The sequence below is a fragment of the Legionella clemsonensis genome (assembly GCF_002240035.1).
In the GTDB taxonomy this organism is placed as follows: Bacteria; Pseudomonadota; Gammaproteobacteria; order Legionellales; family Legionellaceae; genus Tatlockia; species Tatlockia clemsonensis.
This window is the reverse complement of the sequence record NZ_CP016397.1, coordinates 2104779-2130372: the sequence shown is the minus strand read 5'-3', so window position 1 is coordinate 2130372 and position 25594 is coordinate 2104779. Positions and strand designations below refer to the sequence as shown.

The window sequence follows — 25594 nt, the reverse complement described above, 5'->3', positions numbered from 1 at the left end:
TAGCGAAATGTCAACAGACCTAAACAGGGATTTACAAGGTCAAATTCAAAAATCATTTCCATCATAACAGATAGCTGAACTCTCTTAAAAGAAATTTCAGATTATAAGGGATTAGGAGGGGTCTATTAGTGAGCAGAATTAAAGTTAATTCTGCTCATATTAATTACTTATAAGCTTTACAACAGAGTGAATATATGGAAATATGCCTCAACTTATGGATTTAATAACCTTATTGCCATGACGGACACCGTGCTATCCTCATCGAACATTCTCTTCGTCACCCAACGTTTGTCTGATTTTATGGAAATGCAGCGTACTGCTGTAGGTTTAAGAAATTATGGACATCGCTGTATCATTCTATTTTGTGGAGTAGGATCTCAAATTCATGATGATTTGGTTATTGAGAAAATTGATCAATCCATAGAGTCTCGTGAAATTGATGGCAAAATTGTTTTTTCGCAACCTCAGGTTGTGATTAGTACACCTATTCATAAAATAGCGGCTTATTTTCTAAAAAAACAAGAAAAGAAGATCAAGAAGAGAGTACAAAGCTTAGAAAACTCTCAGGAATGTGAGCAAACAGACAGCACATTTGAAAGTGTAGAAATTATAAAGATAAATTCATTAAAAAAGCGATTGATTAGAGCGCTTATAAAGGCGAGAGTAGTTCACTACTTTAAAAGAAAATGCATAGCCTTGATTAACATATGTCGGGTAATTATTAAAAAAATCTTAATATCCTTTCTTAGAAACAGGTTTATATCATTTAACAATTTAGTAACTTCGAAGCTAATTATCGTGCCTTTAATATATAAAAAAAGTTTAAAACAGTATAAAGAAATTTTAAAAGCTCATAATATTAAACTAATTATTCTCCCCGAGGATATTGTTGGTTACGTTTCTCCTTTATTGATTAAGGCGGGCCATAAGCTGCGTATTCCAAGTATGATTATTCCCTATACAATTGCTAACCAAACTGAGGCATTTCAAGCCCTAAAAACTCGCCCTGAATTCAGTTTAAAGGAGCATTTCAGCCATCGAATTATTGGCGCTTTGTTTCCCTCTTGGGTTATGAAAGATGAATCTCATGCTGTTTTAAGACTTCCCGCAGGTCATGTTCTTGGTCATATAATTACTCGAAGTTCACCTCCTAACCCCTGGATGATGAATAGTACCTACGCCAATATTATTGCTGTCGAGAATGAGCAAATGCTCAAATATTACAAACAAAATGGCATTCCGCCCTCAAAGATGAAAATCACAGGTGCTTGCTATGATGATAATTTGGCAGCATTTCTTTTAAATAAATTTGAGGAAAGAAAGAAGCTATACAATGAGTTAAATATTAATAGTGATAAACCGTTTCTCTTAATCGGTGGCTTCCCTAATCAATTAACTGGTGGAACTCCACCTGGTTTTGATTTTGCTGATGCTGAAGAGGCTGTCGATTTTATTGGGAATTGTCTGCGTGAGCTTCGCAACGATTATGAAATTATTTTTAGACCTCATCCTAATTATTTGGAGTTGGGAGAACTGTTTGCTAAGAAAAATTTTTTAGTCACTCATATTGATACTGCAAGATTGGTTGCATTGTCTGATATCTATATTGCTTTTGCCTCTGCAACTATACGCTGGGCCATTTCTTGTGGTATTCCAACGATTAACTATGATATTTTTTATTATGATTTTTCAGACTATAAACATGTCCAAGGTGTATTAAATGTTTGCGCAAAAGATGATTTCAGAAAAGCTACGCAAATGATTTCTGAGCCGGAACAATTATTGTCCTTAAAGACTTATCTTGAAACTGAAAAATTAGAGTGGGGCTATATGGATGGTGGTTCTACTGGTCGAATTCAGTCTCTTGTGCAAGAGCTGCTGCAAACGAAAAAAATCCGGCGTAAAGCTTCTTAAATAATAGTAATAAGGTAATTATCAATGAATGGTTTAAATGTTGCTGTAATTGGTGCTGGTAAGATGGGAAGGGAGCATATTAAAGCTTTCCAGGCAATTGATGGTGTTAAAGTTACAGGACTGTTTAGCCGGACAAAGACGACTGCAGAACAAATGGCAAAAGAATTTAATATTCCATGCGTAACAGATTCTGTGGCGGACTTATACGAAAAAAGTGCAGCTCATTTAGTTGTGGTTGCAGTTCCTGAGCTTCAGGCCAATTCTATTGCTAAGGCTTGTTTCCAGCACAATTGGAATGTCTTACTTGAAAAGCCCGCTGGTTATGATTTAAGGGATGCAAACGATATTGCTGAGGCAGCGTTACAAGCGAGAGGACAGGTTTTTGTTGCTTTAAACCGTCGATTTTATTCAAGTGCTTTAACTATTCTTAGTGATTTAAATGCAAATAATGACGCCAAACGTTATATTCATATTCAAGACCAGCAAAGTTTTGCTGAGGCAAGAGGTTGTCATCATCCTGAAGAAGTCGTGCAAAAATTTATGTATGCCAACTCGATTCACGTCATCGATCTAATAAGATATTTTGCACGAGGTGAAGTGACTCATGTTCAACAAATTTCCCCCTGGCAGCAGGAAAAGTCTCAAATGGTGATTAGCTATATTGAATTTGATAGTGGAGATAAAGCACTTTATGAGTGTATTTGGCAGGGACCGGGTCCTTGGGCCTGTGCAGTTAGTACAGCGTATCGCCGTTGGAGCATGCAGCCACTTGAGAAGGCATGTTTCCAGAATGCTAATGAGAGAATCGCTCATGAGGTAGAGATGGATATAAAAGATCAACAATTTAAAGCAGGTTTTTATCGCCAGGCCCAAGAGGTTTGTAAGGCAGTACTTGGTGAAAAAAGTCAGGTCATTACCATTAAGGAAAGTTTAAAAACAATGGGACTAATTAATAAAATTTATGGGGTTTAGCTAATTAACGTAATTTCTTGATAAGCGTGGTAGATGAATAAGCTATGTTCTGTTACAGGCCAGTGAGGGGCAATTTGCCCTTCTGCGGGCTTGTCCGCAGAGTCCAGAATTCGTGAACATGATTGAATCAAAGCATGTTGACTTGTCGCAGTGCTAGTGGTTGAGTATTTACTGGCTTATTGAAAGGCTACAGCTACCTTTATTTTTGTTAATGGTCTTGTGCCTCTTCAAGAGTGAATATTAAAATTAAATTTTCTGTAAGCAGCGGCGTTTTTAAGGAGGCTACAATGATTACCTATCCAGGTAAAGTCGATTTGGATAAATATAAACTGGATACTCCGACTAAGGAAGCATTCTATGGATTACCCTCTGAGGTAGAATTTTGTACCAAATGTACTTATAGCAATCAGAAACCTAATTCTGAAAAAGAGTACAAACATACCATCAATGTGAAGAAACCTACCATCAATTTTGATGAAGAAGGTATATGCTCAGCATGTCGCATTGCAGAAAAGAAAAGAAACATTAATTGGGATGAGCGCAAAACGCAATTAAAAGAATTGTGCGATAGATACCGCAGCAAAACAGGTCACTATGACTGTTTAATTCCAGGTTCAGGTGGTAAAGACAGTTTCTATACGGCTTATATTTTAAAATATGAATACAACATGAATCCTTTAACTGTGACTTGGGCGCCTCATATTTATACTTCTTGGGGATGGAACAATTTCCAGGCATGGATTCATGCGGGATTTGATAACTATCTTTTTACGCCTAATGGACAGGTGCATCGATTATTGACTCGTTTAGCATTAGAAAATCTATATCATCCATTTCAGCCTTTTATTTTGGGACAAATGTATTTTCCTCCTAAATTGGCCGCAAGCTTAGATATTCCTCTAGTATTTTATGGGGAGAATCCTGCTGAGTATGGAAATAATGCGAAAGAAGATGATAAAGCTACTAAAGATTTATCTTATTTTACCACCAAAAATTCAGCTGAAATTTATCTTTCAGGAATTTCAGCTCTGGAATTAAAAGAAGAGTTTGGTTTAACCGAAGTGGAATTACAACCTTATATTCCGCCTGATCCAGATCAGCTGGCTGCGAAGAAAATTGAAGTTCAATATCTAGGTTACTATCTTCCTTGGCATCCACAGGAATGTTATTACTTTGCCGTTAATAATGGTGGATTTACTCCTTCTCCAGAGCGTACTGCGGGTACATACAGTAAATATAGCGGTATCGATGATAAAATTGATGATCTTCATTACTACACAACATTTATTAAATTTGGAATCGGTAGAGCGACGTATGACAGCTCACAAGAAATACGAAATGGTGAGCTAGTTAGAGAGGAAGGTGTCGCCCTCGTTAATCGTTTCGACGGAGAGTATCCTGCACGCTTTGAGAAAGAAAATTTTGACTATCTCAGTATCGATAAGAATAAATTGCCAATAGCAGCAAGGCAGTTTGAGGAAATCAGAATGGATAAAGCGTATTTCGATAGATTAACTGATAACTTTAGGTCGCCTCATCTTTGGGCCTATCACAATGGTGAGTGGATATTAAGACATCGCGTGCGGTAACCCTTACTCTACAAGGAAAGGTTGTGAAAAGTAGTGATATTAATGATTACGTGCCTAAAATATTAGCAGTTATTCCTGCTCGTGGTGGCTCCAAAAGGCTACCACGCAAGAATATTTTGACGCTAGCAAATAAACCTTTATTAGCGTATTCGATCATTGCTGCAAAGCAATGTTCACTCATCACAGAGACTGTGGTCACAAGTGATGATGAAGAAATCTGTGAGTTAGCAAAAAAAATGGGTGTTGACGTCATTAATCGGCCAATAGAACTGGCGACTGATACAGTTTCGAATGAATATGTGGTGGAGCATGCCTTGAAATTATTTATTGAGAATAATTATTTTCCAGATTATGTCGTTTTATTGCAGCCTACTTCACCCTTAAGAACAGCCAAACATTTGCAAGAATGCTTACAAAATTTTCTGTCTTCGGAGATGAAAAGTGTAATGAGTGTCTGTCCAGTAGAACATCATCCAGGAAAATGTATGAGAATAATAGGTAGAGAAGTCAAACCTTATACAAGCCCTGAAGATGTTGAAAAAAGAACGCAGGAACTAGAAACAGTGTATCGACAAAATGGCGCTATCTATGCACTGAAAACTAAAGATTTTTTAAAGCAACTAAAATTTTACCAGTTACCTTGCCTTCCTTACGTGATGCAATCTGAGGATAGCGTCGATGTAGATTCAAAAGTTGATTTACTGCTTTGTGAACTGTTGTTGGCCAGTAGAACTATAAATCCTATGGATATGGAATATGTCAGCTAATTATCAAAACTTCAGCCACTATATCACCGAAGGTTGGTCTAAAGAGCCAAAAGAAATTTTTAAATTTCTTGAATTTTATTTGTCACAAGAAGAGCGAAGTGAGAAATCTAATTTGTTAGATGTGGGTTGTGCGACAGGAGAATTAATTTATTTCTTATCCAGATGTTATCCTGAATTTCAATTCACTGGGATAGATATTTTCGATGATTTAATACATCAATGTCGAGAACTACAACCTGAGAAGAGATTTTTAAAAGCATCAATTTTAGAACTCCCGATAGAACTTGAACAACAATTTGATGTGGTGACAGTGGTAGGTGTTTTAACTATTTTTAATGACGATGAGTTGCCTGTATTCTTTAATAACCTTTTTAAAGCCTGTCGTTCGAATGCTTCAATTTATATTTTGTCCCCCTTTAATGAATACGGGGTAGATTGTGAGATTAAGCATCGAAAACGTCATCAAGGTAAAAAAGGAAATTGGGAAAAAGGTTGGAACATTTTTAGCAAGGAAACTATTGTTGAACATATAGGAAGTCGCGCTCAAAGTTTGAGTTTCCATCCCTTTAAAATTCCCTTTGACTTAAAACAAAAAAAGGATCCTATTCGTACATGGACGATAGAAACAGAATTTAATAATAGGCAATTAACAAATGGATTGAAGCTATTAGTCGATCATTATCTGTTACAAATATCTCTTTAATTATTTTAAGGATCTTAAAGTGAAAAGACAATTCAACCTTGGACCCTATCAAGTAGGCACCAGCCATGCCCCGATTTTTTTAGCTGAAGTAGGGAGCTATTTTAATGGAGATTATCAGCTAGCAAAGAATATGATCGAAATGATCATCAAAGCTCGTTCTATGATGCCTTATCAACCAGTAATTCTTAAAACAGAAATTTTAAACGACCCAGAAATATGCTTACCGAGTGAATTATTGGAAACTTATACCAATAAAGATGGCCAGGTTAAGAAAGAAAATTACCGCGAGTTGATAGAGCGAAAGGTAATGTCTTTAGAGAATTATGGCAAATTGTTTTCTCTGGTAAGACAGGCACAAATGCCTTTTATTGTATCAGTTTACGATTTTACTGCTGTAGATTTTGCGACAGATCATGGGGCTTGTGCTCTGAAAATTGCCTCTGCCAATATTGTCCATATCCCTTTAATTCGTTATGCCGCTGAAAAAGGGTTGCCTCTATTGATTGATACAGGACGATCTACAATTGCTGAGGTATTTAATGCTGTCAATACAGCAAGACTTGCGGGTTGTGAAGATATCATTATTCAACACAGTCCTGATGGACATCCTGCATTGCCGGAAGCTCATAATTTAAGATTGTTACAGACTTATTCTCAAGCATTTAATTTACCTGTAGGTTTATCCGATCATCGAAATGGTACGGATATGCTCTATGTTTCAATAGCTCTTGGTGCCTCTGTTTTAGAAAAAGGAGTATACGTATACCCAGATGAACTTGATCAAGATATTTCCCATAGTATGGGTATTGATGAATTACCCCAAGTATTGCAATCTGTTTATGATTGTTGGCTGGCCTTAGGAAATACCGAGCGAAACTTGCGTACCCCAATCAAAGGGGTTATTGGCAGCTCGCAGCGTCAATGTGTGGTCGCAAAAAAAGATTTACGCCCGGGAGATATAATTTCTCTGGATGCTGTGCGTTTTGCGTTTCCTTGTTTAGGTGTTCCTGTTCAACATTGGGATTTGATTAATGGGAATAAGGTAATAGCACCTATTACTGCAAATACTCCTATTCAGTGGCATGATATTCAAAAATGATTCTTAAAAATCCCAGCTGGCAAACTCTATTTCCTGGCTTGCCAGCCTATCATCCACTAGCTCCAGAACAGTCCTATCAATTGCAGCAATTGACGAATTTATTTGGCATTGTCTATCAGGTGAGATTCAACGATTTGCCTTCTAATTTCTACATGATTGATGATTATCGCAATAAAAAAAAATATTTTGTCAAAGAAATGGAAGAGCGACATGTTGATCACTATAAGCAGGCAGAAGAGATAGCTGCATGGCTCTTTGATAGAAAAGTTAATGTTAATGCTGCGCTTGATTTAAAACATCACTATTATATTTATTCTTTATTAGAGGGTATACGAATTCCTTCCACTGCGGAATCATTAAATCGTTTAGGTACAGCCCTTGCCGCATTACATAGTGCATTAAAAGTCTATCCTTGGCAGGAGGAAATACAAACAAATACGGTAAGACGAATTTCACTGCTTAATGAGATTAGAGAGGATATAACCCGAGGCAAACTAGCGATTGGTCCTTTTCCTGATTACATTAAAAAACTTGCTCAAAACAGGGATTTAGACTTCACACAAGGAGCAAGTGCTCAGGTTTTACATGGTGATTTGCACCCAGGAAATATGTTATTGGTCAATGATTCTATCTATTTTTTTGATTTTGAGGACGTGCTATACAGTTATTTACCCCTGGTTTATGAATTAGCGTATATTCTAGAGCGCCAGGTATTCGTATGTCATTCTGCGCCAAACGAAATTCTTAATCTTGGTCGAACTTTTATGAAAGCTTATTTAGCTAATGGTGGCTCCTATCAATTTCAGAAAAGCGATAGTTATGCTTCATTGACTTTGGCGTTGCGTTCATTGTGCGTGTTAACTTTATGTGAAATCGAAGGTAACAGAATTCATGAGGGTGAATGGTTTAAATTCCGAGATTTAGCTGAATTAGCACAAAAAAATCAAGGTCTCTTACGAGAAATTTTACAGGGTTGATTGTGATGATAAAGAGAAAAATTCTTATAACAGCCAGGGATGTAGGGGCAGCAATCAATATTATTGAGATTATTAAATCTATTTCTTCTCGTTCTGATTGTGAGATGTATATCTACACACAACCTCCTGCATCTCGTTATTTTGCTAATTTTAATATTCCTCATCATTTAATTCCTCAGGCTATTGCTAAAACAGCAGATGACGAAGATGCTAATTTTTTGATTAAGCATGCTCAGCAACTTATTGATGAGAGTCAACCTGATATCATTCTTTGTGGTTTATCTACACCAGGCGATGCAGGTATTGATGAAGCATTAATCAAGGTGGCTAAAAATAAAATGCCAACAATCGTTATGCAAGATTTTTGGGGAGAGGTAAACGATTTTTTTGGAGTATGTGCTGATTACTATTTTTGTTTAGATGATGATGCTAAGAATTTAACGGAAAAACGCTATCCTTGCCAAGGGATTGTTATTGGTTCTCCACGCCACTCATGGTATGAGACTCTTGATCTGCTAAAACTACGAGAACAATTAAGAGAAGAAATTAATGTATCATCTTCAGAAATAGTGGTAGGTCTTTTTGGACAATCCTTACATCAATTAGTAGGCTATCAAGAAACGTTAGCTGAGTTTTTACAAACTCTTTATCAAGTACATCCTGGTGTTACCATTGTATACAGGCAACACCCTCGTGAGAGTCAAGAGCAAGCACAACGTACGCTAAGGTTGTTAAAACAGTCTCAATTAAAAATTATCAAGCATGAGCACAATAAGGTTGAATATTCATTAATACTTTGTGATGTAGTAAGCAGTATTCTTTCGAATTGCCTTTATGACAGTTGTTATCTCAATTTCTTTTCTTCCATCCCGTTAATTACCCCTGTTGCATTATGTTATAAAACAGATATCCGGCAACATTTAAATAATTTTAACATGATTGAAGCGTCGCCTTATAAGGCTAAAAATCTAGCTCTTATTTGTGATGAACAAAAGCCGGATGGCAAAACAGTAGAAAATATGTTGTCTGCGCATTACCAAGAAAATTATTGGTTTGCTAGTAAAAAATTGGAAAATCCTCAACATGCAGCGGAAAGGGCTTTAGAAAATATTATTAATATAATTGATCTTAATTTGGCTTAATGATTTATGCTAGTAAAAATAGGTTTCTTTGTCCTGCTAGAACTGAAATAATGGTGTATTCATCTTTCTTGGAGTAATTGTCTGCACATGTGAATCAATATGACCATTGGTGCAGCATAATGTATAAATATTCTTCATTTGACATCGAATTCAGTATTTATTGATGTGAACAGTAAGGAGAGAGCGATAGAATGTCTCTAAATTTTATTAAAAAAATAATAAATTCGACTAAGAAGAATGCAAAACCAATAATGATTTTTATTTCTTCCTATACAAACGTTCATGTGTTATCTATGCTTGCCAAGGATTTAATTGCTGAACAAGAAAATATATTATTCATCATGCAAACGTATGATGAGAATTTATTAAATAAAATTAAATTCTTTATTCCTAATTTTACCAATCAGTATCTAGTGATTGATGACGAGGCAAACGAGGTTCCTTATATTAATGAAGAGCAAATTTCGTTTGAAAATATCCAACAAAAGTATCAAGATTTTGATGTGTGCTTTAATACGTTTAAAGCCTTGTATGTAATTCAATATAATTTACTAAATGTAGCTAATTATATTATTCGTAAAAACCAACCGAAGATTCTTATTGTTCCGGAGGATGGAATATCTTCCAATTTATGTTTAATTGAGGCTGCTACTAAGGCTGAAATCCCAGTATTGGATGTACCTTATGGCTATGGTAGTTATTACGATCTTGAAAATGCCTTAGCTCAGAAGCAACTAATTGAAGAGTTATATTCTGAGAAAGAGGGTGCAGGTCAAGCAGTCAAAGAATATTATCCCCACTGGGTTAAATCAGGTAAATTTGCTGGGTCTATATTACTCAATCCACATTTCATTTTAGCCTTGGAAGAATTAAACCTATCAGTTCAAAATCCATGGACAGTACACGGTGGAGCCGCCACTAAAATCACTGTAGAAAGTCAAGCTATGTATGATCACTATTTAAATGAAGGAATAATTGAGAATAAGTTGTGCCTGACTGGTACACCCTATTGTGATTATTTAAGAGCAGAAATTGATTCTAATAAATTATACAAAGAAGCTTTTTTAAGTTCTAAAAAGATCCATAAAGAAAAAACATCTGTTCTTATTTGCTGGCCTCCGAGCTATCATGCCGAGCGAGCTAATTTATGTGAATATGCTACTTATGAGGAGTTAACAAAATCGGTTCTAGATGAGCTGACTAAACTAATAAATGTTTCAATTACACTTAGTGTCCATCCTGCTGTGCAACGCGAGTTCATGGAGCTTCTAAAAAATTTTAATGTCAGGATAAGTACTGATTATATACTCAGTGAGTTGCCTAAACATGATATCTATATTAGTTGCTACTCGAGTACAATAAGATGGGCAATTGCAGTAGCTAAGCCTGTTATAAATTATGATTTTTATAAATTTAGATTACGCGATTACCAAGGCGTCCCAGGTGTATTAAACGTTGAAACAGCATCTGCTTTTCAGCAAACTGTTAACAAGCTTATAACTGATGAAGACTATTACCATAAAATTGCTTTATCACAAAAAGCACAGGCTGAGAGATGGGGGCTTCTAGACGGATTAAATTTTAAAAGAATTTACTCGCTAATAATGGAGTTAACTTAAATATTCAGCGTAAAACCACAGTGGGTGCGGACGTTTAATAAACATCAAATATGTCCACTCCCCCTCATTAAATTTTAAGCAATTTAATGAGGGGGAGTGGACTTCTAAAATCTAAGCTTCCATTTCTATTCCCTTTTTTTGAGCAGCTAATGTTAATCGGTCTTTTGCTATTATCTTTTGAGTAGTTCCTGATTCGAGCGATTCTTGATGTTGTTGGGCACTAAGGTAATCTCCCAATTTTTAACCGAAGCTAAAAGTAGAGGATTAGGCCACTAGAGCCAGTTTTTGCGTTGGAGGAATCCCTCCGATAGCAGTATTAGGCCGCTCATTGTTGTATATCCATAGTCATTGTGTCGCATGATGTTGTACTTCGGCAATCGATTCAAATCAATATTGGCTTAACCAATCATAACGAACAGTGCGATTATAGCACTCAATAAAGGCATTCTGCTGAGGATTTCCTGGTTGAATAAAAATCAGCTGTATCTGATTTTTATCAGTCCATTGTTTAAACAGCTTGGAAATATATTCAGGACCATTGTCAATGCGTATGGATTTCGGCTTTTTGTTTTCCAGCACTCTAAGCCCCTCAAGAACGCCCACAACCTCTTCACCTCGGATGGCCTGTCCACATGAATGGTAAGGCATTCACGACTAAAATTATCCACTATAGTTAATGCCCGTATTCTCTTGCCGTTGAACAAGTTATCAGAAACAAAATCCATACTCCAGCATTCATTCAAACTAGAGGCCAGTTGCCGCCCTTCTCGGTGAGCACCTGCCACGTGTCGCCGAGGGCGATTCCTGCGAAGATTAAGTCCTTCTTCACAATAAAATACGGTGATTAATCAACCAGCCTTCGCGCTTAAGAAGCACATGAATACGTTGATAGCCATAACGAACCCGTGTTTCAGCTATCTCCTGATACGGTGTCTTATGACCCTATCTTCGCCACGGCGTGAGCGGTATTGGTATACGCTACGGCTAATCGTTAAAACTTCACAGCTTCTGCGGATACTTACCCGATAACTATCCTGAAGAACAACCGCCAATTCCCGCTTCTTACGTGACTTTAAAGCTTTTTTGACAGAACATCCTGCAACATCTGCTTATCCAGGCTTAAATCAGCAACCAGCTGTTTCAGGCGCTTGTTTTCATCTTCCAGCTGACGCAGCTTCCTAAGCTCCGATGCACCAAGACCTCCGTATTTCTTCTTTCAGATATAGAATGTCGCTTCGCTTATCCCAAGCTTTCGGCAAATCTCCGAGACGCTCGTTCCTAATTCCGCCTGCTTAAGACCGAATAATATTTATTCTTATGTAAATTTACTCCGTTTCATGGCAAATATCTCTTTTTTATTAATTCATATTTTGCCAGATATTCTAGTTTAGCGTGGATCTATTTATAGGGAGGAGATCACTTGTTGATAAGCATTTTCTGTCATTTTTCAAAATGACCAGGTATCTATAATGAAACAATTGTCCTATTGTGCTTGGGTAGAACTGATATTAAACTCAAAGTTTCCAGTAGTGACATAGATGGATAACTTACCAATGATACTTTCACAGATTTATTTAATTTTTTAGATAATACTGCTTCCAGCAGTTCATCATTGATGGAATGGTAAGCGCTCGACCCCCCAAATATAATAAAATATAAAGAATTTTTTATCTTCATTTGGAGCGTATGCAAATAAGACTTTGTTCATTGTGCTTACAAATGTTTCCCGCTTCGTTGCGAATTTCAACACTAAAACCTGGCATCGGCATACCAACTGCTTCTTCTATACTAATCAAATGACTGGGCATAATACAAAAACGGCCACTCACTTCAGCTAGACTATAAATTTTATGGATCTTTGTCTCGGGGAATCTATTTTGAATTTTTGTTAACATGTTGGGTGTTAAAAATCACCAGATATCATAAGATGTTTAGGTGAAAATTTGTTTTCAATTTCGTCGACCAGGCGAAACGCTTGGATTGGTGCACCACCATAGCCAGCATTCTTATGAAAAAAGAACTAATTTTTTTCATCAAGAGTTGCATGACGTAAATAGTGTAGGGGAAGCCTTAACCCAAGCCATTAGTAAATGACAAAGCCCAGAGGTCAGTGCCAAATCCGTTTCTATTCCCCATGGCTTCCTTTTTATAATCCAAATGTTGTATTTTTCATCATTGATTATTTGAAAAGTTCCATTTGGAATATATTTTTCGTAAGTATTAGAGGACGCATCATTCATTTCCTGTCGTTTAGGAATGACGGTAATAATGCATTTGCCAGCAAGTGATTAGTGCCGACAAGAAAAGAGCTGGATTATCAACTGGAACTAAGATTCTTGGATTAATGTAACTAGTAAAACTGGAAAGTTTTTCACAAATTTCTTTTGCCTTGTTAAAGATGTCATTGACCAGAAAGATTTTGTGCTTGTAAACCAAAGCAATCTCATCTTTTGGACGTGATAAAAGTAAGTTTAACATTGCTTGATCTGCTATTGTCGTTGACTAATTTTTTTATTAATTGGGCAATGGATTGAGGAGTTTGAAAATCTTCGATAGTAGCATCCATTATGCCAATTGAAACATTGAAAGTCCTTTCAATATTAACAATGATATTAAAAACACTAAGGGAGTCTATAAAACCCTGTTGAATTATTTCAGTGTATGGGGCAATGTGAGATCCTGATGGAGATAAAGAGGAAACAATTTCTATTATTCCTTTAAGCAACTGTTCATCTGAGAGAACAGAAGGTGCTGAGACACTTATTAGAGTAAAATCAGTTGAGGGTATTTTAAAACAAGTTATTTTAATCTCAAAAATGACGATTCCAAGAAGTTGAAATCCAGTGGATTAGTAACAGAGCGAGTAAAACCTTAACTTGCTAATTACTCACTATTCCAAACTTGTAATTTTGAGCAGGTTAAATTTGCAATGATGAAGCCTTGGAATATTGTGCTGTTCTTTCTTTTAATTAAGCGATTCATTTGCTACCAACAAGTAAAACCACCATCGACAATAATATTTTGACCTGTGACATAGGTTGATGCATCCGATGCCAAAAAAAGAAGAGCACCTAAAAGTTCATGAAATTTGCCCATTCGACCTAAAGGAACCTTATTTGAGTAGTTATCAACAAAGGTTTTATTTTGTCCGCTTTCAATTCCTCCTGGTGTTAATGTATTAACCCGAATATTGTATTTAGCCCAATAAGTAGCCAAATATTTTGTGAGGCTTAAGACGGCACCCTTGGAGGCTGAATAGACGGCGGGGGTATTAATTTCAACACCTAAAAACTCTGATCCTTCATAAATTCTCTGATCGGGCGCAACCACACCATAAATGGAGCTGGTTTGGATAATACTACCACCTTTATTTTGTCTTACCATTTCTTTACCAACAGCTTGAGCAACCAGGAACATTCCATTTAAATTAACAGACATCACTTTTTGCCAGGTATCAAGCTCATATTCTTCAAAAGAGGCAAAAAATTTTTTCAAATCATCGGTTTTGGTGGCAGCATTATTTAATAAAATATCAATGGAATTAAAGTGATTCTTAACAACATCTACCATATCCTCAATATTTACTTTGTCAGTAACATCACAACGCAAGGGAAGTAATTCTGCATTGGGATTTTCTTCTTGAATAGTATGGCAAATCTGTTCTGCGCGCTCATAAGAAAGATCAAGAAGAGCTACGCGGCATCCTGCTTGTGCTAATGCTCGACAAAATCCTTGCCCCAAAATTCCCGCCCCGCCAGTGACGATCGCGGTTTTATTAGTTAGATCAAACAAGACATTCTCCTTATTTGAATGAAATCGTTTCCATTGGTTTAAGTGACTTTGCCTGGTTGATTAGTTTCATACAGTTGATAGTTTCTTCAGGTTGTATAACAGGCAATTTTTGTTTCACCATAGTGAACATGTTCTGTAATGTACGTTTAAAGGCTGAGAAATTATCATGCAAATCAAAATGAAAATGATTTTTAGTTCCATAGAAGGAAAGATGAAGTGTTTTACCTACGGCGCCTAAGCAAGATAAGTTAAAGATTACATTATTTTCAAGAGTGATTGTATAGGCTTCAAATGGAGTAGGCAGGCGCATTATCGAACTAATTTTGCTAAGTTCAAGACCATGAATGGCATCAATTAAGTGAATGCCGTATTTTTCCAGGTTATTTAAAATGACACCTTCAATGAGTTTCAGTTCTCCAAGTTCTGAGGGATCATGTCTTAGTGAATCTAATTCCTTGGCGTATCTCATGCCGGAAGTGCTCATCAGCAGCCCATTATGTAGATATTTTTCAAAATAATTTAACTCATTGTTATCAAGAGTTAGAGGCTTATCGACAAATACTGGAATGCCATGCTCCAGAAAAGGTTTAGCCATGGGATAGTGAGTGTGATAGTCATCCCTTGCAATAAAAACCACATCCACTTTGTTCAACATATCCGTATAATTCTCTACTGCATGAGAAATTTTGCTAGCCGAACATAATTTTTTAGTCAGCGTTGAATCTTGTGTCCATGCATGAGTAACTTCAATGTCGTCAAAATCAAAAGCATCTTTAGGCTGTTTTTCAAGGTAATCGAGAATTACTTGCCATCCGGCAGATTTAAAAGCTTCTGGTTCATAACCATTAATAATGGCCGAAAAAGAGAAGGGATGGCCATTTCCTTCGCTATACCCCAGCATTCCTGCTTTCATTACCATATCCCCCAGCCTCCGTCTACACAAATATTTTGACCAGTGATGTAAGATCCGGCATCGGAACATAGAAGAACGGCTGCTCCTTTTAACTCAAAGGGTTTCCCAATTCGATTTAAAGGATTTTTATTACAGAGACGCTGAATAAAATCAGGGTTTTCCTTTTGCGTACTTTCAAAGGGAAAGGGGCCAGGGCTAATAGCATTAACTCTTATCTTGTCAGGCGATAAAAAACTCGCTAGATATTTCGTTAGCTGGAGTAAACCTGCTTTAGCAGCACCATAACTCGGTGGATTAGCAAAACGCTCACTATCGTAGAGACGATAATCAGGTGCAACATGGCCATACATTGAAGCAATATTAAGAATATTGCCTTGTCGTTTTTTCAATAAGGGGTAGCTGCGTTTTATAGTCCTAAAAACACCATTTAAACAGACCTCTATATCTAGATTCCAATCCTCGTCAGAAATTGAGTCGAAAGTATTTTTACGTCCTGACCAGCCACAATTGACTAATATGTCCAAACCCTCTGGCACGAACTCTTCTACTGAATGTAGACAAAGATCAATTGATTTAGGCTCTGAAATATCAATCGCTAAGGAGGTAAAATGCCCCTGCGGGTAGTTATTTTTTAGAGATGAAGTAAATGCCTCGCATTTTTTTATATCACGACTAGCGATGATGAGATGAGCACCAAGCTCAGCGAATGCATAAGAGATTTCGCTACCTAGTAATCCTGCTCCTCCAATAACCAGGGCAGTTTTACTTCTTAACGAAAAAAGCTCAGATAACTTCGGCGCTGTCTCTGGTTTTGAGTAATACATTTGCAATCACCAAATCCCTTTTTGTATCAATATCAATAGCAGAATTTCTGTCAAGAATTTCTGCACCCATTTTCCCAAAGAGAACGTTAGGACCCTCATGAGGGAAAGTTTTTAAATTAAAAGCGTACACAACACCATTTAATTGATAGGCTTTAGGTAGCTTTTGCCTGGATAACCAGGGAATAGCATCTTTAATAAAAGGCTCAGGAAACCCATCTTTAATTGACCAGGTTCGGTGAGGATTAATGTCCGCTTCATGAAACGTGGCAATAGAATCCAGATTTTCATTCACTAGGCGGTGAAGACATCGCTGTATGATTTCTGTGGTTCGAAAAGGTGAGGTGGCCTCAAGCAAAATCATATAGTCAGGTAATTCATTACGGCTTTTTAAAACGTTTCGGCAATAGCGAATTGCATCAGCAACGAGTGCTGTATCGGTGGCAAGGTAATCTGGCCGCTCCTGAATTTCAGCACCATAATGTCTGGCGGCATCAGCAATATCTTGACTATCCGTAGAGACAATAATTTTATCTATTTCTGGAACTTGACTTGCTGCTTCAATTGGCCAGGCTAATAATGGTTTCTCACCTAATAAAGCCAGATTTTTATTAATTATTGATTTGCTACCACCACGCAAGGGAATGAAAGCAAAAATCCTTTTATTGTCTATCACTATGAATTCATCAAATAGGATAAAGAGGATCTGGATTATAATGCTGGAAAATCACTAAAGCAAGAAATCGGCTGATTTAAACTTGTTTATTTTTTATCAAAAAATCAAAAAATTATATCTTCTTCAGATATAAAATAGACAGCCTTAGAAGCAGAAGCTGTTCCTTGTAGTAGATGCAGCTTACACAGCCGAGGCTAAATAGAGTTAGTGAATTTGTCTTCTACGGCTTACTGAAATAAAAACTCTTTTCGAGAATAAAATGCTACCCAAAGCAATCAGTCTCAAGATAATTCCTGCTCTAATCAAGAGAGTACTTAGTTGATGTGAGTTTGTTTTAAAAAATTTATCGTGATACCGCCACATGCCTCTTGCTTTGTAAAGCAAGACCCTAAATGGAATTTGTTGAGCACTGAAACTTTTAATATGAGCGACTTTTGTGTTGGGAGTAAAAAGTAATTTCCACTGACTTTGAGTAAATCGATAAAACCAATCGTAATCTTCACAGTAAAGGAAATAATTTTCATCTAACAAACCGATCTCATCAATGGCTTGCTTTCTAACGAACATACAGGAACCAGAAATAAGTTCAACTGGCGTAGGTGCATTCGGTAGAGGCTGATCTGAGAGTAAATAACCAGCAAATTTAGGGTTGCGAGGAAATAATTTAAATAATTTAAACAATTGGTTAATAATACGTCTGGGAGTAGGGGTTAATCCTCTACAACCTGTTTGTTCTGTACCATCCATGTTAGTTACCAGACACCCAGCCATTCCAGCACCTGGATACTCATTCATGAGTTTTAAAAAATGTTCGATAGTGTCTTTTTCTAGAAAACAATCGGGATTGAGGTAAAGAATAAACGGTGTCGTGACTAAAGGATAAACTGCGTTATTTGCTGTTGAAAAGCCAAAGTTTTTCCTATTGCGGTGCACATGAATCGCTGGATGATTTTTAAAATTTTCTTCTAAAAATTGTAGGCTGTTATCAGTAGAGGCATTATCAGACACAAGAATTTTAACGGGCCGTGTACTTTCTAGTATTTTTGCAATACAGCGAGTAAGCATTTCACCAGAATTATAATTAACAATTATTACTGTAACTTGTTCTACCATGGCAAACCTTTTTCTAGGATTTTTAAAAGATCTCTTGTTGAGAGTGTTCTAGAGCGTTGAATAGCACGTCTTTGTTTCAATATTGTTTTAAGCCCTTTTACTGCATCCTTTTTAGATTTAAAAATGGTTACAGTCTGTCCTCTGACGGTAAATAAAAAAAGGGTTGTAATGTTTAAGAGAAGATGAAGGGGAAGTGTCATAATCAGAAGAAGCAAGGGCATATTTTTGAAATAAGTCCATACTAGATTTCGATGTCCATGATAGGTATAAAAGTTACTATGTCTTTGAGTCGTTGCAGAACCAGTATGGTCTGCAACAGATTTAGGAACATAACAGCCCTTATATCCTAAAAGTCTTAAGCGAAAGGCAAGATCAATGTCTTCATAGTAACAGAAAAAATTTTCATCAAAACCTTGTACCGCCATAATGGCATCACGCCGATAAACTGCAGCTGCCGCACAGGGAGAAAATATTTCCTTTATTTCATTTTGATCATTGGTCAGCGGCTTGCGGTGATTCTTCCGCCAGGCTTTCCCACTAATATGATAGACATCACCTGTCCCATCTAAAAGATGAGGTTCTTTTTCACAGATTAATTTAGATCCCATAAAGGCATATTCAGGGTATCTGTGGATAGTTTTCACTATTTCTAAGAGCCAGTCCGCATGAGGATAAGCATCTGGATTAAGAAGAGCTATCCAATTGATTTGAGGGGCAAGGTATTTCATTGCCTTATTGTTGCCAGCAGCAAAACCTAAATTAATAGGTGACATCACTATTTTTAGGGGTAGCTCTAACCTCTTAATTTCTTCTGGCAGCGGAGTACTGCTGGCATTATCCAAGATAATCACTTGAGAAGGTTTAAAATTCTGCTTCGCGAGCGCTTGCATGGCTTTTAAAAGGTACTCTGAGGAGTTGTAATTGACAATTACAACGGCAATATTAATTGGATTACAGGGGCTATCATTATATTGATAAGACATTTTTTTGATCCCAATCTTGGAGAGCTGTAATCATCCTTAGATAAAGATTATTGCTTTCGGTAAACCAATATTTTTTTTCTCTGGAGAAATATTTATCTATCATTTCTTGAGTCAGCACGTGCTTCACTGGTTTATTATAAATATAAGGAATAGAAATAGAAGAGTAGGAGACTGATAATACTTCACACCCTTGAATTAAACTTTCTGCCAGCTCTATTGGTAAGTGATGGTACTGATTATCAACTAAATAAATTTCATAATTCTTTTTTAAGACTTCAATAATCGCTTGTAAAAAAATGGGATTATGAGCTGGATGAGGTTTGATAATAATTTGGCTCCCTTTTGGGGTATGAGTATTTAAAATTTCCTGGTAAAGGGCGATTTCATTTTCTAGTGTGGTTAATTTTGATTCTGTAAAATTACTCGGCATAAGAAGAAAACATGGTACAGCACTTTGAAGAGTAAGTTCTTTCAAATGCGTTTTAAAGTCAGGTAAGGCATCCGCTAAATTCTTTACGCAGTCTCGAAGTTCCTGCTGACTAATTATGGAAAGTTCACATTGTGTTAAAAAATCATTTCCGGGATCGCAAGGGATCGTTAAAATAGCCTGATGTGCTAGTAATTGCTTTTTCTTACTTGGGTAAAAAAATTTTCGCTTTAAACGCGCCAATATATTAGTCAATATAATTTTATTGCTCTGCTTAAGTCTGTACATTAATTGTGTAAAATGGTGGTGGCTATACACTAATCCAAGTGCGTCACCATAGCAAACTCTTGTTGCCTTAGGAAAGGCATGCATTAGGGTTTGATTCCAAAAATCACTACTAATATCATGCGAGAAAAAAATTTCAGTGAGGGGATAGTTTTTCAATTTTTTGTATAAAAATTTAGCGCGAAAAATAACGGGAATATTGTTTATTACTTTAGTATTTTTAAATAAAGTACTTCCCAAAATAAGGGTGTAGGAAGTTTCCTTCTGTAATAAGGTATTGAGGTGGGCAATGGTTGTGGCGCTGAAATGTAGATGTGGTTTGGTAAAGATAAGGATATGCTTGCCTAAGACATTCCTCCGCGCATTAAAATGCCTTAGGGCTGCAAGCGCAGGTATTAATTGATTTATATGATCAATACTTATCAAAGAGTAAGTTGACATATTCACTACTGTTCAGGACTCAAAGGTCTAGGTTTAAGTAAAGGGGTAGCTAACCTCACTCTGAAAACCACATTCAGCTAAGAACGACCTCAGCGGATTTAACAACTGCAAGTGGATTTGCATCGATGTTTCATAGTCGGTAAGAGAGCACTGGTTATGTTGGATTAAAGAATCAACTAATTCAGCAGTCAAAGTACTTTGATAAGGAATAGCTGCTTCCACCTCTTCCCATTTCCAATCATTATTAAGACTTGTTTGCCAAGCTTGCTGTTCCCATTCTCTGGAAATAATGCGGTACTTTTCATTAAAAATTTCAATTTGAATGGGTGCCATCCCTGCCTTGTCACTATATAAGAATGCCAGACTACCGTTTTCAAATCGTGCGATAAGAGTCCCCGTGACTTCATAATAGCCTGGTCTTTTACTCTCAATTATTTGCTTATCTAAATAGCGCGTATCTAATTCAAAGCGATTTACGCCGGTAATATATGCTAAATGATCCAGGTAATGGATGGCATTAGTAATTAAGCCATATTGACTACCCGTTACATGGTATTGAATAACTTGTTTATGAAATAAATTAGGTAGATTTTGATAGTAGGGCATCATTCGCATGGTGCAATTAACCCAGGTTTTAGTGGGATATTTAGCTAGCAAATGAGAGATAGCGTAGTAGTCTTGCTCTTGCGTAAACAGTAACTTCTCAAGAACCAAATGATTAACAGAAGCAGATTGGTTAAATAATTTTTCAACAATTGTTCTTCTGCTTTGGGCAGTACTTGCGACTATAGCCACATCAATATCGCCATGAAGACTTATTTCTTTTTGATAATTGATACGGTGATTTATATTTTTTATGGTTGCTTCAAACCTGGAGCGTGCAGTCTCCAACGAGCTAATATTCGGATCGATAACTGTAATATCAACTTCCTCATTCAGCAGATTAAGGGACTGCAAATGTCTACTGCCTAACTGACCGGCACCAATAATTATTATTTTTGTCATGATTTGAAAGAAAATCAGAAAGTTTGAAATGCATTTTAGCTGAGCTTAATATTTAAATCCACTGATAGAATTGGTGTTCTATTTTAGTACTCAATGTATTGAAAATACAATAATATCTGTAATTTGTGATGAATTGATTTATTTGTTAGGATGCCTGAAAAGGATTGAAGAGTCGTCAGAGAAATTTTTTAATGAAGATGAAACGTAATCAGCTGTATTTTTTATTTATTTTCTTATTTTTATTAGTTTCTATCTTAACAATGATTCTAAAGTGGAAAGTATTGCCAGGATGTCAACCTTTATTAGAAAACACGATTTCAAAGCCAGGATGTTATTTTTTAACGAAAGATATGACTGGCCCAATAGAGATTAACGCTGACTCAGTTATTGTTGATCTTAATGAAAAGACCTTATCTGATCCTTTACCTAGCACAAGAAACTTTGGTGTTAAACTCGGCTCACGTAATAATGTGACAATTAAAAATGGTTATTTCAAAGGATTTTGGTTTGCTATTACTGGCTCAGATGTTGAAAACATTCGCATTCTTAATAATACGTTTAAAGATACGAAAGATATTGCTATAAATCTTTCTGGGAAAAATATTGAAGTTACGGGTAATCATATTACTGATATGGATTTTTATTATCCGAAAGAAGATAAAGATTTTTATCTGGTTGGCATTAACATTCGGGATTATGCTGGTTGTAGAATATCTAATAATGTTATATCCGCTACAAACGTGCCAACGTCTAAATTAAATTACAGGTTAGAGTATGTGGGGGTGCTTATTTTAAGTGGTACAAACTCTTGTCAAGTTTATAGCAATGTCTTTACAAACTTTAATTCGACACCCTTTGAGTCTATTGCAGCTTGGGTAGTTGGAGAAAAAGAAAATGTTTTTTACAACAATACAATTATCAATTATCAACGAGGATTGGCGACCAATCCAGGGCGTTGTACAGAAAAAAATAATTTAATGTTTAGTGGAAGTACTGTAGCGACTACTTAGACAAATTAAGTAAAGTCTCAAGCTTTTATTTTATTATTTTAAAATGGAATGTAATACGTGAAAATTTTAGCGTTTATACCGGCAAGAGCAGGATCAAAAAGGTTACCGGGCAAAAATGTGAGATTGCTTGCTGGTAAACCCTTAATTGCATATACCATCATTGCAGCGCAAAAAGCCGCTTGCTGTGACCAAATTGTAGTTTCGACTGATTCACAGGAAATTGCAGGCATTTCTTCACATTATGGTGCCAGTGTGCCTTGGTTAAGACCAGAAAATTTAGCTGAGGATTCATCGAATGTGATTGATGCAGTTATAGATATGCTTGAGCGCTATCAGACCATTGATATTTATTTTGATAGCGTGTTATTACTTCAGCCAACTTCTCCTTTTCGTAAGCCAGAAACGATAAAGCAAGCTGTTGAAATGCATATTGCTTCAGGTCATAGCGTAGTGTCTGTGAATAGCGTTATGATGAAACCCTCCTGGTATACAACAATTGATGCAAATGGCAATTTATGCTCAAGTGAAATTTTTAACAATCATTTGCAATCCGCAGAACTGTCTCCACTCTACAAGCTCAATGGTTCAATTTATATAGCGAGTACAGAACAAATAATCACGAATAAATCATTCTACAGTTCGCCTACCAGAGCACTGCTTATCGATAAACCCAGTGAGGGAATTGATGTGGATACCACACTTGACTGGGCACTGGTTGAAAAATTAGTTGAAACAAAGGAAGAGACCCTTCCCTGATTTATATCCTATAAAATCAACAGGTAAAAAATGTTAACAACAGAGGTTGGTATAAATTTTTTTAATAAATTTTAGACTTGTGATTAAAAATTTAAAACCATACAATACATCGAACTAAAAGTGGCAAAGAGTTTCTCAAGGAATCCATGTTGTTGAAGAGTCCAGTACTTTTGAAAGCTTTTATTTTTTATGCTCAAGTGAAATAGGAGTCATTCATGGTTGAAAGGGATTTTGATGTCATCAAAGATATTCTAGGATTTATCATATGAGTGAAGAAAAGGTGCTAAAGGAAACAGTCATTAAAGCTGGTGATATTCAACCCTTAAAAACATATCTTAAGGATCTTTGGCAGTATCGAATGCTTCTTTGGGTGTTTACAGCTCGAGATATTAAAGTTCGCTATTCACAAACTGTACTAGGTTTTGGATGGCTAATATTATCCCCACTTATTACCGTCGGTGTATTTACCTTTGTTTTTGGTTTTATGATTAAAATCCCGACAGATGGTTTACCTTATTTATTGTTTTATCTCGTAGCCATCATTCCCTGGTATGCATTCATGGCAATGATTAACTTAAGTATGGGCGCAGTGGAAGGGAACGCAGGTTTAGTTAATAAGATTTATTTTCCTAGGCTTCTACTCAGTGGAACATATACCTTGTCCGCCGCAATTGATTATTTAATCGGATTTGGACTCATCGTACTTTGCTCTTTAATCTACGGTCTTTTCAATTATCATCTATTTATCCTTTTCCCACTTCTGTTGCTCATCCAATGCATGTATGCCATGGGTTTAGGATTACTTTTGGCTCCATTTAGCGCTCGTTATCGAGATATTAAATTATTTATTCCTCTCGCATTACAATTCTATTATTTTGCTAACCCCGTTTTATATCCTATTTCAGCTGCCCCACCTTGGTTGCGTTTGTGGTATGAGTTTAATCCAATGAGTATGATTATTTGTGCTTATCGGGATGCGTTAAAAGGAAGTTGGCCGAACCCTGAGCAATTTGTCTTTGGATTTTCAGCGGCCATTTTGATTTTTGTGATGGGCTTCACTTTTTTCAGAAAACATGAACAATCTATAGTAGACGCATTATGAACTGGATATTAAAAGTCGATAATTTAAGTAAAGTGTACCGATTAGGTGCTGGTGCTACGCAGCATGGCACAATCTATGAACAATTGTCGAAGAAAGTTAAGACTATTATTAGAAAGACAAAGGGACAATCTCCATTAAATGAAGAAGTTTCCAACAAGTCTGAAAAAGCTGTGGTCTCAGACGCACAAACGGAAGGACTACCCCCAGGATTTTTCTGGGCGTTAAAAGATATCAATCTTGAAATAAAGCCTGGAGAAAGAGTAGGCCTTATAGGGCAAAATGGCTCTGGAAAAAGTACTCTTTTAAAGATTTTATCTCGTATTACCTCTCCTACTTATGGTGAATTTCGTTACAGGGGACATCTAATTAGTTTATTGGAAGTAGGTACGGGGTTTCATCCAGAATTAACAGGGAGAGAAAATATTTATTTAAATGCCGCTATTAATGGTTTAACAAGAAAACAAATAAATACTCGTTTTAAAGATATTCTGGAATTTTCTGAGTTAGGCGCGCAAATAGATACACCAGTAAAACGCTATTCATCTGGAATGTATATGCGTCTGGCCTTTTCTGTTGCAGCATTTCTTGAATCAGAAATTCTGTTAATTGATGAGGTCTTAGCGGTAGGGGATGCAGATTTTCAGAAAAAATGCAAAGAAAAGATGTTAGAAGTAGCCAATGATGGCCGTTCGGTGATCTTTGTAAGTCATGACATGAAAGCGATTGAGTCTATTTGTAAAAAAACGATCGAAGTTTCTCATGGCAAGATAATTAGTATTAAAGATATTATTATTAATAATGAGTCGAAATTAGCAGAAAGTAACTTGATCAATACTCCTGTCCCTATTGCTGAAGAATTAACACCTGTCCCAGTGCTTCCTGAGAAAAATGAAGAATTATCAGCGAAATGTAGTCTTTGTGCCGAACAAATCTGGAATGAACTAGATTCACCACAAATACCTAATGTAGTTAAGCTATTGTCTTGTCGATTAATGACTGAGGAGCGCACGACACAGGCTAAATTTACTGTTAATGAAGATATAAAGCTACAACTTAAACTTGATGTATTGAATAAACTGGCGAAATTTAATGTTAGGGTCGATCTCACATCAGCGGATGGTACAAAATTATTTTCCTGTATCGATAATCAATATTTAATTTCAAATAATATAGAACGCCAATCAGGGCCGTGTTATGAAGAGGTTACCATTCCTAAAGAATTTTTGAATGAAGGTCAATTTAATGTTTCAATTTATATTATAGAGGCAGAAAGAACAGAACCCGGCATTGTCAAAATAAATTGTCTGTCTTTGAAGATTATTGACGATCATTTACCCATTGGTGTTCGTTCCAACTGGGAAGGCTCTTGGCCTGAGGGCATGTTGCGTCCTAGGTTGGCGTGGGAGGTTACTTCCGAGAGCGGAAGCGAAAGTAAGAAACCAGCGGAGTCTCTGTTTGAAGAAACGATTAAATAGCAATTAAGGACGA

General features: G+C 36.4%; 23 protein-coding genes and 1 pseudogene. 14 read left to right on the top strand and 10 right to left on the bottom strand.

Annotated elements, in window-relative coordinates; genetic code table 11:
• Nucleotides 1-186 precede the first annotated feature (186 nt).
• The 9 genes from clem_RS09245 to clem_RS09205 all read left to right on the top strand — a co-directional run bounded on the left by clem_RS09245 (nucleotide 187) and on the right by clem_RS09205 (nucleotide 10782).
• The gene (locus tag clem_RS09245; protein ID WP_157698219.1) at nucleotides 187-1914 is read left to right on the top strand and encodes a hypothetical protein; all 1728 of its coding nucleotides are present in this window, start codon (nucleotides 187-189) and stop codon (nucleotides 1912-1914) included.
• 24 nt (nucleotides 1915-1938) lie between these two features.
• Nucleotides 1939-2886 (top strand): Gfo/Idh/MocA family protein, encoded by a 948-nt coding sequence (locus clem_RS09240; protein WP_094091289.1) that lies wholly within the window; start codon nucleotides 1939-1941, stop codon nucleotides 2884-2886.
• A 287-nt stretch (nucleotides 2887-3173) separates the two neighbouring features.
• On the top strand, nucleotides 3174-4475 hold the full coding sequence (locus tag clem_RS09235; RefSeq protein WP_094091288.1) for an N-acetyl sugar amidotransferase: 1302 nt from the start codon (nucleotides 3174-3176) through the stop codon (nucleotides 4473-4475).
• Between the two features lie 23 nt (nucleotides 4476-4498).
• Entirely contained in the window at nucleotides 4499-5242 is a 744-nt protein-coding gene (locus clem_RS09230) for an acylneuraminate cytidylyltransferase family protein (RefSeq protein WP_157698218.1), read from the top strand.
• Complete coding sequence (locus clem_RS09225) at nucleotides 5232-5945, top strand: class I SAM-dependent methyltransferase (protein ID WP_094091286.1); 714 nt, start codon at nucleotides 5232-5234, stop codon at nucleotides 5943-5945. Before clem_RS09230 ends, clem_RS09225 begins: the two co-directional genes overlap by 11 nt.
• Before the next feature lie 19 nt (nucleotides 5946-5964).
• Nucleotides 5965-7044, top strand: a complete 1080-nt coding sequence (locus clem_RS09220) for an N-acetylneuraminate synthase family protein (protein WP_094091285.1) — start codon at nucleotides 5965-5967, stop codon at nucleotides 7042-7044.
• Entirely contained in the window at nucleotides 7041-8021 is a 981-nt protein-coding gene (locus tag clem_RS09215) for a phosphotransferase (protein ID WP_094091284.1), read from the top strand. The genes clem_RS09220 and clem_RS09215 overlap by 4 nt, the downstream gene beginning before the upstream one ends.
• A gap of 5 nt (nucleotides 8022-8026) precedes the next feature.
• A complete protein-coding gene (locus clem_RS09210) occupies nucleotides 8027-9163 on the top strand; it encodes a hypothetical protein (RefSeq protein WP_094091283.1) in 1137 nt (378 codons plus the stop codon).
• A 191-nt stretch (nucleotides 9164-9354) separates the two neighbouring features.
• On the top strand, nucleotides 9355-10782 hold the full coding sequence (locus tag clem_RS09205) for a hypothetical protein (protein WP_094091282.1): 1428 nt from the start codon (nucleotides 9355-9357) through the stop codon (nucleotides 10780-10782).
• A gap of 264 nt (nucleotides 10783-11046) precedes the next feature.
• On the opposite strand, the pseudogene clem_RS09200 reads toward clem_RS09205, so the two are convergent.
• Nucleotides 11047-12091: pseudogene (locus clem_RS09200) on the bottom strand (IS3 family transposase).
• Nucleotides 12092-12717: 626 nt separating this feature from the next.
• On the opposite strand from clem_RS09200, the gene clem_RS14845 reads away from it, so the two are divergent.
• Complete coding sequence (locus clem_RS14845; protein ID WP_157698217.1) at nucleotides 12718-12876, top strand: hypothetical protein; 159 nt, start codon at nucleotides 12718-12720, stop codon at nucleotides 12874-12876.
• A 349-nt stretch (nucleotides 12877-13225) separates the two neighbouring features.
• Here the strand turns inward: clem_RS14845 and clem_RS15420 are convergent, their stop codons facing one another.
• The 9 genes from clem_RS15420 to clem_RS09150 all read right to left on the bottom strand — a co-directional run bounded on the left by clem_RS15420 (nucleotide 13226) and on the right by clem_RS09150 (nucleotide 21238).
• Nucleotides 13226-13507, bottom strand: a complete 282-nt coding sequence (locus tag clem_RS15420) for an acyl carrier protein (RefSeq protein WP_157698216.1) — start codon at nucleotides 13505-13507, stop codon at nucleotides 13226-13228.
• A gap of 260 nt (nucleotides 13508-13767) precedes the next feature.
• The gene (locus clem_RS09185; RefSeq protein WP_094091279.1) at nucleotides 13768-14574 is read right to left on the bottom strand and encodes an SDR family oxidoreductase; all 807 of its coding nucleotides are present in this window, start codon (nucleotides 14572-14574) and stop codon (nucleotides 13768-13770) included.
• A gap of 10 nt (nucleotides 14575-14584) precedes the next feature.
• The gene (locus clem_RS09180) at nucleotides 14585-15487 is read right to left on the bottom strand and encodes a Gfo/Idh/MocA family oxidoreductase (protein WP_157698215.1); all 903 of its coding nucleotides are present in this window, start codon (nucleotides 15485-15487) and stop codon (nucleotides 14585-14587) included.
• Nucleotides 15487-16311 (bottom strand): SDR family oxidoreductase, encoded by an 825-nt coding sequence (locus tag clem_RS09175; protein ID WP_094091277.1) that lies wholly within the window; start codon nucleotides 16309-16311, stop codon nucleotides 15487-15489. The genes clem_RS09180 and clem_RS09175 overlap by 1 nt, the downstream gene beginning before the upstream one ends.
• Complete coding sequence (locus clem_RS09170; protein ID WP_094091276.1) at nucleotides 16271-16984, bottom strand: acylneuraminate cytidylyltransferase family protein; 714 nt, start codon at nucleotides 16982-16984, stop codon at nucleotides 16271-16273. The genes clem_RS09175 and clem_RS09170 overlap by 41 nt, the downstream gene beginning before the upstream one ends.
• A 204-nt stretch (nucleotides 16985-17188) precedes the next feature.
• Complete coding sequence (locus clem_RS09165) at nucleotides 17189-18097, bottom strand: glycosyltransferase family 2 protein (RefSeq protein ID WP_094091275.1); 909 nt, start codon at nucleotides 18095-18097, stop codon at nucleotides 17189-17191.
• Entirely contained in the window at nucleotides 18091-19080 is a 990-nt protein-coding gene (locus clem_RS09160; protein ID WP_094091274.1) for a glycosyltransferase family 2 protein, read from the bottom strand. The genes clem_RS09165 and clem_RS09160 overlap by 7 nt, the downstream gene beginning before the upstream one ends.
• Nucleotides 19064-20233 (bottom strand): polysialyltransferase family glycosyltransferase, encoded by a 1170-nt coding sequence (locus clem_RS09155; protein ID WP_094091273.1) that lies wholly within the window; start codon nucleotides 20231-20233, stop codon nucleotides 19064-19066. The genes clem_RS09160 and clem_RS09155 overlap by 17 nt, the downstream gene beginning before the upstream one ends.
• 33 nt (nucleotides 20234-20266) lie before the next feature.
• Nucleotides 20267-21238 carry a Gfo/Idh/MocA family oxidoreductase gene (locus tag clem_RS09150; protein ID WP_094091272.1) on the bottom strand — a complete coding sequence of 324 codons (972 nt, stop codon included), beginning with the start codon at nucleotides 21236-21238 and terminating at the stop codon, nucleotides 20267-20269.
• Between the two features lie 191 nt (nucleotides 21239-21429).
• Here clem_RS09150 and clem_RS09145 point away from each other — a divergent pair, with 191 nt between their 5' ends.
• From clem_RS09145 to clem_RS09130, 4 genes are all read left to right on the top strand, one after another.
• On the top strand, nucleotides 21430-22248 hold the full coding sequence (locus clem_RS09145; RefSeq protein WP_094091271.1) for a right-handed parallel beta-helix repeat-containing protein: 819 nt from the start codon (nucleotides 21430-21432) through the stop codon (nucleotides 22246-22248).
• Nucleotides 22249-22305: 57 nt separating this feature from the next.
• Nucleotides 22306-23004 carry an acylneuraminate cytidylyltransferase family protein gene (locus clem_RS09140; protein WP_094091270.1) on the top strand — a complete coding sequence of 233 codons (699 nt, stop codon included), beginning with the start codon at nucleotides 22306-22308 and terminating at the stop codon, nucleotides 23002-23004.
• Nucleotides 23005-23269: 265 nt separating this feature from the next.
• Nucleotides 23270-24106 carry an ABC transporter permease gene (locus tag clem_RS09135; protein ID WP_094091269.1) on the top strand — a complete coding sequence of 279 codons (837 nt, stop codon included), beginning with the start codon at nucleotides 23270-23272 and terminating at the stop codon, nucleotides 24104-24106.
• A complete protein-coding gene (locus clem_RS09130; protein WP_094091268.1) occupies nucleotides 24103-25581 on the top strand; it encodes an ABC transporter ATP-binding protein in 1479 nt (492 codons plus the stop codon). The genes clem_RS09135 and clem_RS09130 overlap by 4 nt, the downstream gene beginning before the upstream one ends.
• Nucleotides 25582-25594: the final 13 nt, after the last annotated feature.